This window comes from Streptomyces sp. SYSU D01066-1 (assembly GCF_054956795.1).
This window is the reverse complement of sequence record NZ_JBUDHV010000065.1, coordinates 1-9,911: the sequence shown is the minus strand read 5'-3', so window position 1 is coordinate 9,911 and position 9,911 is coordinate 1. Positions and strand designations below refer to the sequence as shown.

Genomic DNA, 9,911 nt, shown 5'->3' with positions numbered 1-9,911 from the left:
GGCGGCGGTCAATGGTCCGTCGTCGGTGGTGGTCGCCGGTGACGCGCAGGCGTTGGACGAGGTGCTGGCCGTGCTGGGGGCGGAGGGGGTGCGGGTGCGTCGGGTGGCGGTGGACTACGCCTCCCACACCCGGCACGTCGAGGCGGTCGAGGGGGCGTTGACGGAGGCGTTCGCGGACGTCCGTGGCCGGGCTCCGCTGGTGCCGTTCTTCTCGACGGTGACGGGTGAGTGGGTGCGTGAGGCGGGTGTGCTGGATGGCGGTTACTGGTATCGCAACCTGCGCCGGCAGGTCCGTTTCGGCCCGGCTGTCGCCTCCCTGCTGGCCGAGGGGCACGCGGTGTTCGTCGAGTGCAGCGCCCATCCCGTCCTCGTCCAGCCGGTGAACGAGATCTTCGACGAGGCCGGGGACGACAACGTCCGGCTCCGGGCCGTCGCCGCCGGATCGCTGCGGCGAGGGGAGGGCGGCCCGCGGCGGCTGCTGGCGTCGATAGCGGAACTGTTCGTCCGGGGCGTCACCGTGGACTGGACGGGACTGCTGCCCGCCGAGGCGCGCGACGCACGGGTGGACCTGCCGACGTACGCCTTCGACCGCCAGCACTTCTGGCTGCGGGAGGCGGACGGCGCCACGGACGACGCCCCGGCCGCCGAGGGCGCCGAGAACGACTTCTGGACCGCCGTCGAAGGGGCCGACGCCGACTCCCTCGCCCAGCTCCTCGACCTGGCCGCGGCCGAACAGCGCGACGCGCTGCGTACGGTCGTACCGGTACTGGCCGACTGGCGTGGCCGGCGGCGCGAGCGGTCGGCGGCGGAGCGGCTGCGCTACCACGTCACCTGGCGACCGCTCGACCAGGAGGGCGCCGGTGTCCCCGGCGGCACCTGGCTGGCCGTCGTACCGGCGGACCGGCAGCCGCACCCGCCGCTGGACGAGCTGCTGCGGGAACTCACCGCCCAAGGACTCGACGTCGTCCCGCTGGAGGTCGCGGCGTGCGACGCCACCCGCGACCGGCTCCGCGAGCGCCTGTCCGCCGCCCTCGACGAGCACCGGCCCACCGGAGTGCTGTCGCTGCTCGCGCTCGGCCCGGCCGGCCAGGACGGGCCGCGGGACCCCGTCCCGCTCACCGCGGCCACCCTCGCGCTGGTGCAGGCACTGGGCGACGCCGGGGCCACCCAGCCGCTGTGGTCGCTGACCCGGGGCGCGGTCGGCACCGGCGTCCAGGACACCGTCACCGCGCCGGCCCAGGCGGCCGTCTGGGGCATCGGCCGGGCCGCCGCCCTGGAACGCGGCGACCGCTGGGGCGGGCTGATCGACCTGCCCGCCACCGTCGACGCCCGCGCCGTCCGTCACCTGCTCGCCGCGCTCAGCACCCCCGGCGACGACGACCAGCTCGCCGTACGCAGGTCCGGCGTGCACACCCGCAGGCTGCTGCGCAAGGCCGCCCCCGACCCGGCCGCCGGCTCCGCCCCGCGCCCCCGTGGCACCGTCCTGGTGACCGGCGGCGCCGAGGGCCTCGGCCGGCACGCCGCCCTGTGGCTCGCCCGGTCCGGCGCCCAGCGGCTCGTCATCACCACGACCGCCGCCGCCGGCGAGGACGCGCTCGCCCGGCTCACCGCCGACGTGGCCGACCTCGGCACCGGCACCACCGTCGTGGCGTGCGCCGACACCGACCGGGCCGCGATCGAACGGCTGCTGGCCGAGACCCCCGGCGAACAGCCCCTCACCGCCGTCGTGCACACCGCCGACATCGCCCGGACCAGCTCCGTGGACGACACCGGCGTACCCGAACTCACCGAGGTGTTCGCGGCCAAGGTGGACACGGCCCGCTGGCTCGCCGAACGGTTCGCGGACACCCCGCTCGACGCGTTCGTGGTGTTCTCCTCGATCGCCGGCGTCTGGGGCGGTGGCGGGCAGGGCCCGTCCGGCGCGGCCAACGCCGTCCTCGACGCCCTCGTGGAGTGGCGCCGCGGCCGGGGCCACCCCGCCACCGCGATCGCCTGGGGCGCCCTGGACGAGACCGGCGTCGGCATGGACGAGGACACCCTCGTCCAACTGCGCCGGCGCGGCGTGCTGCCCATGGCCCCGCAGCTCGCCGTCACCGCCTTCGAGCAGGCCCTCCAGGCCCAGGAGAAGGCCGTCACGGTGGCCGACATGGACTGGGACGCCTTCATCCCGGCGTTCACCTCCGTCCGGCCCAGCCCGCTCTTCGCCGACCTGCCCGAGGCGCGGGCCGCTCTGCGGGCCGCCCAGCCGGACACCGAGAACGGCGACACCACCGCCGGCCTCGTGGACTCCCTGCGCGACGTCCCCGAGGCCGAGCAGAACCGCGTCCTGCTCCGGCTGGTGTGCGGGCACGCCGCCGCGGTCCTCGGACACAGCGGCGCCGAGAGCATCGCACCCCTGCAGGCCTTCCAGGACGTCGGCTTCGACTCGCTCGCCGCCGTCAACCTGCGCAACAGCCTGCACGTGGCGACCGGCCTGCGGCTGCCCGCCACGCTCATCTTCGACTACCCCACGCCGGACGCCCTCGTCGGCTACCTCCGCTCCCAGCTGCTGCGGGACGCCGACGACGGGCTCGACGGGCGGGAGGACGACCTCAGGCGAGCCCTCGCCACCGTCCCCCTCGCCCGGTTCAGGGAAGCCGGCGTCCTGGACACCCTGCTCGGCCTCGTGGACACCGACGACGCATCCGCTTCCGCACCCCCCGGAGCGGCCGAGGACCCGGCCGAGGACGACGAGACCCTGATCGACGCCATGGACGTTGCCGATCTCGTGCAGCGTGCTCTGGGCAGGACGAGCTGACCCCATGACAGCGGACGCACCACGGAGGACGGATATGTCGGGCCCGGACGACCAGATCGTCAACGCGCTGCGCGCCTCCCTCAAAGAGAACGCGCGCCTGCAGCAGGAGAACAGCAAACTCGCGGCGGTCGCCGCCGAGCCCATCGCCATCGTCTCCATGGGCTGCCGGTACGCGGGGGGCATCCGCACCCCCGAGGACCTGTGGCGGGTGGTGACCGACGGCACGGACGTCTACACGACGTTCCCGGAGGACCGCGGCTGGGACCTGGAGGGCCTCTACCACCCCGACCCGGACAACCCCGGCACCACCTACGTCCGCGAGGGCGCCTTCCTGCACGACGCCGGCGAGTTCGACGCCGCCTTCTTCGGCATCTCCCCGCGCGAGGCCCTCGCCATGGACCCGCAACAGCGCCAGCTGCTCGAAGTGTCCTGGGAGACCCTGGAACGGGCCGGCATCGACCCGCACTCCGTGCGCGGCGGCGACATGGGCGTCTTCGCCGGCATCGTCCACCAGGACTACGCCCCCGACCTCAGCGGCCACGAGGGCTACCTCAGCCTGGAACGGGCCCTGGGCACGGCGGGCGGCGTCGCCTCCGGCCGGGTCGCCTACACCCTCGGGGTGGAGGGCCCCGCGGTCACCGTCGACACCATGTGCTCCTCCTCCCTGGTCGCCATCCACCTCGCCATGCAGGCGCTGCGCCGCGGCGAGTGCTCCATGGCGCTGGCCGGCGGCTCCACCGTGATGTCCACCCCCGGCGGCTTCGTCGGCTTCGCCCGCCAGCGCGGCCTCGCCTTCGACGGCCGCTGCAAGTCCTACTCCGCCTCGGCCGACGGCTCCAGCTGGGCCGAGGGCGTCGGCGTCGTCCTCCTCGAAACGCTGTCGCGGGCCCGCGAGCGCGGCCACCGCGTACTGGCCGTCATCCGCGGCTCGGCCGTCAACCAGGACGGCGCCTCCAACGGCCTCACCGCCCCCAACGGCCCCTCCCAGCAGCGCGTCATCCGCAAGGCGCTGGACGGCGCCGGACTGACCACCGCCGACATCGACATGGTGGAGGGCCACGGCACCGGCACCGTCCTCGGCGACCCCATCGAGGCCCAGGCCATCCTCGCCACCTACGGCCAGGACCGCCCCGCCGGACAGCCGCTGCGCCTCGGCTCCGTCAAGTCCGTCATCGGCCACACCCAGGCCGCCTCCGGTGTCGCCGGCGTCATCAACATGGTCCAGGCGCTGCGCCACGGCCTGATGCCGGCCAGCCGGCACATCGACGCCCCCACCCCGCAGGTCGACTGGTCCTCCGGCGCCGTGGAACTGCTCACCGAGGCACAGGCGTGGCCCGGCACCGGCCGCCCGCGCCGCGCCGGCGTCTCCTCCTTCGGCGCCAGCGGCACCAACGCCCACCTGATCCTGGAACAGGCACCCGAGGAGGACCGCGAGGAACAGGCACCGGCCCCCTCCGCGCCGGCCGACGCCGCCGTGCCGCTGGTCGTGACGGCCGCCTCCGCCACCTCGCTCACCGGCCAGGCCGGCCGCCTCGCCGCCTTCCTGGAGAACGCCCCGAACACCCCGCTCGCGGACGTCGCCGGCACCCTCGCCACCCGCCGGGCCGTGCTCGGCGAACGCGCGGTCGTGGTCGCGCGGACCCACGACGAGGCCCTCGCCGCGCTGACCGCCCTCGCCCGCGACGAGGAGGCACCCGGAACCGTGCGGGGCTCCGCCACCGCGGGCGGCGCCGGCAAGACCGTCCTCGTCTTCCCCGGACAGGGCACCCAGTGGATCGGCATGGGACGCGAACTGCTCGACACCTCCGAGGTGTTCGCCGCCCGCGTGGCGGAGTGCGCCCGGGCCCTGGAACGCTGGGTGGACTGGGACCTCGAAGCCGTCCTGCGCGGCGAGGCCGACGCCGACCTGCTGACCCGCGTGGACGTCGTCCAGCCCGCGAGCTTCGCCATGGCGGTCGCCCTGGCCGCCGTATGGGCCTCCGTGGGCGTCGTACCGGACGCCGTGGTCGGCCACTCGCAGGGCGAGATCGCCGCCGCCTGCGTGGCCGGCGCGCTGACCCTGGACGACGCGGCCCGCATCGTCGCCGTCCGCAGCCAGGTCATCCACGGCCGGCTCGCCGGCCTCGGCGGCATGGCGTCCGTCGCGCTGACCGAGCAGGACGTCACCGCCCGGCTGGAGCGGTGGGCCGGCCGGGTCGAGGTCGCCGCCGTCAACGGCCCCTCCTCGGTGGTGATCGCCGGGGACGCCGAAGCCCTCGACGAGGCCCTGGACACCCTGGAGGACCAGGGTGTACGGGTACGGCGCATCGCCGTGGACTACGCCTCGCACAGCCGCCACGTCCAGTCCGTGCAGGAGGCCCTCACCGAGGCCTTCGCGGACATCCGCGGGCAGGCGCCGGCGGTCCCGTTCCTGTCCACGGTGACCGGCGAGTGGGTCCGCGAGGCCGGCGTCCTGGACGGCGCCTACTGGTACCGCAACCTGCGCCGGCAGGTCCGCTTCGGCCCCGCCGTCGCCACCCTCCTCGCCGAGGGACACACCGTCTTCGTCGAGTCCAGCGCCCACCCCGTCCTCGTCCAGCCCGTCACCGAGCTCACCGACGCGGCGGACACCGTGGTCACCGGCTCCCTGCGCCGCGACGACGGCGGACCGCGCCGGCTGCTCACCTCCATGGCGGAGGTCTTCGCGGGCGGTGTCGCCGTCGACTGGCGGGGCGTTTTGCCCGAGGCCGCCCGCACCGCCCACGTGGACCTGCCGACGTACGCCTTCGACCGCCGCCACTACTGGATCCGGCTCACCGCGAACGGCGGCGACGCCGCCTCCCTCGGCGTGACCGGCAGCGAGCACCCGCTGCTCGGCGCCGTCGTCCCGCTGCCCCAGACCGACGGACTGGTCCTCACCTCCCGGCTCTCCCTGCGCACCCACCCCTGGCTGGCCGACCACGCCATGCAGGGCGTGGTCATCGTCCCCGGCACCGTCTACGTCGACCTCGCGGTCCGCGCCGGCGACGAGTTCGGCTGCGGCACCCTGGAAGAACTCGTCATCGAGGCACCCCTGGTCCTGCCCGAGCGAGGCGGCGTCCGCGTCCAGGTCGCCGTCGGCGGCGCGAGCCCCAACGGCTCCCGCACCGTCGACGTGTACTCGCTGCGCGAGGACGCCGACGACGACGGCCACGGCGAGTGGACCCGGCACGCCACCGGCCTGCTCTCCGGCACGCCCGCCCGGTCCACGGCACCCGCCGTCGACTACGCCGCCTGGCCGCCGCCCGGCGCCGAACCCCTCGCCGTCGACGACTTCTACACCGACCTCGTCGCCCGCGGCTACTCCTACGGCCCCGCCTTCCAGGGCCTGCGCGGAGTGTGGCGGCGCGGCACGGAACTCTTCGCCGAGGCGGCCCTGCCGCAGGACCACCGGGAGAACGCCGACCGGTTCGCCATCCACCCGGCCCTGCTCGACGCCGCCCTGCACACCAACGCCTTCGCCGATCCGGACGACGACCGCAACGTCCTGCCGTTCGCCTGGAACGGTCTCGTCCTGCACGCCGAAGGCGCCACCGCCCTGCGCGTGCGGGTCGCCCCAGCCGGACCCGACGCCCTCTCCTTCCAGGCCGCCGACGAGACCGGCGCCCTGGTCCTGACCATGGACTCCCTGGTGTCCCTGCCGGTCTCCGCCGAACAGCTCGGCGCCGCGGCCGGCGACCACCAGGACACCCTGTTCGCCGTCGACTGGACGCACCTGCCCGCCCCCGAGGGCGTCACCGCCGCGCCCGCCTGGGTGCCGGTCGCCGGCGCCGACGACGTGACCGCGCTCACCGCCCGCGACAGCGCCCCGGGCGCGGCCGTCCTGGACGCCTACAGCGACGGCGCCGACGCCCAGACGCTCACCTGCCGCGTCCTGGGCGTCCTCCAGGCCTGGCTCGCCACCCCCGGACTCGAAACCGCCCGGCTGGTGGTGGCCACCCGGGGCGCGGTGGCCGCGGGCGGCGACGCCTCGGTCACCGACCCGGCCGGCGCCGCCGTCTGGGGTCTGGTCCGCGCGGCCCAGGCCGAGAACCCCGACCGGGTGATCCTCGTCGACCTCGACCCGGCGGCGGCCACCGGCGCCGGACCCGTCCTCGCCCAGCTCCTCGCCACCGGCGAACCCCAGCTCGCCGTCCGGGGCACCGCGCTGTCGGTACCCCGCCTGGTCCGCGTAGAGCCGGCGGACCCGGCCGACGCCGCCGGCCCCGGGGCGACCGCGGCCGACCCGGCCGCCGCCTACGACCCCGACGGCACCGTCCTGATCACCGGCGGCACCGGCTCGCTCGGCTCGCTCGTCGCCCGGCACCTGGTCGAACGGCACGGCGTACGCCACCTCGTACTGGCCGGCCGGCGCGGCCCCGACGCCGACGGCGCGGCCGGCTTGACCGCCGAGCTGACCGGCCTCGGCGCGGCCGTCTCCGTCGTCGCCTGCGACGTCTCCGACCGGGACGCGGTCGCCGCACTGCTGCGCGCCGTCCCGGCCGAACACCCGCTGACCGGCCTGGTGCACCTGGCCGGCGTCCTGGACGACGGCGTGATCGGCGCGCTCACCGAGGAGCGGATCGCCAAGGTCTTCGCCCCCAAGGCCACCGCCGTACGGCACCTGGACGAGCTGACCCGCGAACTGGCGCCCCACCTCCGCTCCTTCGTGGTGTTCTCCTCGGCCGCCGCCCTGCTGGGCTCGGCGGGCCAGGGCAACTACGCCGCCGCCAACGCCTACCTGGACGCCCTGATGGCCCACCGCCGCGCGGCCGGCCTGCCCGGCGTCTCCCTCGCCTGGGGCCTGTGGGAGCAGAGCGACGGCCTGACCGCCCACCTCAGCGAGACCGACCAGGCCCGCATGAGCCGGGGCGGCGTCCTCGCCCTCACCCGGGCCGGGGGCCTCGCCCTCCTGGACACCGGGCTGCGCTCCGACCGGGCCCTGCTGGTCCCGATCAGGCTGGACCTGCGCGCCCTGCGCTCCGACGCGGCCTCCGGCTCCACCGTGCCGCACCTGCTGCGCGGCCTGGTCCGGACCGGCCGGCGCTCCGCCCGGGCCGCGGCCGGCGACGGCAGCGGACTCCTGCGCCGCCTCGCCGGACTGCCCGAGGCCGAGCAGGAAGCCGTCCTGCTGGGCGTCATCCAGGCCGAGGCCACCGCCGTCCTGGGCTTCAGCGGACCCGAACTCGCCCAGGGCACCCGCGGGTTCAGCGACATCGGCTTCGACTCGCTCACCGCGATCGAACTGCGCAACCGGCTCTCCGCCGCCACCGGCGTCAAGCTCCCGGCCACGCTCGTCTTCGACTACCCCACCCCGGTGGCGCTCGCCCGCCACCTGCGCGAGGAACTCGGCGAGAGCGCGTCCGGGGCCGCCGCCCCCACCGTGGCCACGGCCGACCCGGACGAGCCCGTCGCCATCGTCGGCATGGCCTGCCGGCTGCCCGGCGGCGTCACCGACCCGGCCGGCCTGTGGCGGCTGGTGCGCGAGGGCCGCGACGGCATCACCGAGTTCCCCGACGACCGCGGCTGGAACCTGGACGAACTGTTCGACGCCGACCCCGACAAGGCCGGCACCTCCTACGTCCACAAGAGCGGGTTCCTGCACGGCGCCGCCGAGTTCGACGCCGCCTTCTTCGGCATCTCCCCGCGCGAGGCCCTCGCCATGGACCCGCAGCAACGGCTGCTGCTGGAGGCGACCTGGGAGGCCCTGGAGCACGCCGGCGTCGACCCCGGCTCGGCCCGCGGCGCGAGCGTCGGCGTCTTCTCCGGCGTCTCCATCCACGACTACGTGGAGTCCCTCAGCCACATGCCCCCCGAACTGGAGGGCTACGTCACCACCGCGACCGCGGGCAGCGTGGCCTCGGGCCGGGTGTCGTACGTCTTCGGCTTCGAGGGCCCCGCCGTCACCGTGGACACCGCCTGCTCCTCCTCCCTGGTCGCCATGCACCTCGCGGCCCAGGCCCTGCGGCAGGGCGAGTGCTCCCTCGCCCTCGCCGGCGGTGTCGCCGTGATGGGCTCGCCCGTCGGCGTGCTCGGCATGTCCCGGCAGCGGGGCCTGGCCGCCGACGGCCGGGTCAAGGCCTTCTCCGCGGGCGCCGACGGCACCATCCTGTCCGAGGGCGTCGGCGTCGTCGTCCTGGAACGCCTCTCGGAGGCCCGCCGCAACGGCCACCGGGTGCTCGCCGTGATCCGGGGCAGCGCCGTCAACCAGGACGGCGCCTCCAACGGGCTCACCGCCCCCAACGGCCCCTCACAGCAGCGGGTGATCCGCCAGGCGCTGGCGGCGGCCGGGCTGGCCACCTCGGACGTGGACGCGGTGGAGGCGCACGGCACCGGCACGGCGCTCGGCGACCCGATCGAGGCGCAGGCGCTGCTGGCGACGTACGGACGCGACCGCGAACAGCCGCTCTGGCTGGGCTCGCTGAAGTCCAACATCGGGCACACCCAGGCCGCCGCCGGTGTCGCCGGCGTGATCAAGATGGTGGAGGCGATGCGCCACGGCGTGCTGCCGCCCACCCTGAACGTCACCGAACCCACCCCGCAGGTCGACTGGGCGTCCGGCGCCGTCGAGCTGCTGACCGAGGAGCGGCAGTGGCCGGAGACCGGCCGCCCGCGCCGGGCCGGCGTCTCCTCCTTCGGCATCAGCGGCACCAACGCCCACCTCATCCTGGAGCAGGCCCCCGAGGAGCCGGCCGCCGCCCGGACGCCGCAGGACGGCGTGGTGCCGTTGGCGGTGTCGGCGGCCTCCGAGGGCTCGCTCGCCGCCCAGGCCGGACGGCTGGCCGCGTTCGCCGCGGACACGGACGCGTCGCTCGCCGACGTCGCGGGCGCCCTGGTGCGGCGCCGGGCCGCCCTGCCCGAGCGGGCGGTGGTGGTGGCCGGTTCGCGTGAGGAGGCGGTGGCGGGACTGGGGGCGCTGGCCCGGGGGGAGTCGGCGGCCGGCCTGGTGACCGGGAGCGCGACCGCCGCCGGGCGGACGGTGCTGGTCTTTCCTGGTCAGGGTTCGCAGTGGACCGGTATGGGCCGCGAACTGCTGGAGTCCTCTCCGGTGTTCGCGGAGCGGATCGAGGAGTGTGCCCGGGCTCTGGAGCCCTGGACGGACTGGGACCTGAAGGCG

The 9,911-nt window shown here is 75.8% G+C and carries 2 protein-coding genes; both read left to right on the top strand.

Annotated elements, in window-relative coordinates:
- A partial coding sequence (locus tag ACY1JF_RS31645) for a type I polyketide synthase (protein WP_462708717.1) occupies window positions 1-2,797 on the top strand: 2,797 nt, incomplete at its 5' end.
- A 55-nt stretch (window positions 2,798-2,852) separates the two neighbouring features.
- The coding region (locus ACY1JF_RS31640; RefSeq protein ID WP_462708718.1) for a type I polyketide synthase at window positions 2,853-9,911 on the top strand (7,059 nt) is incomplete at its 3' end.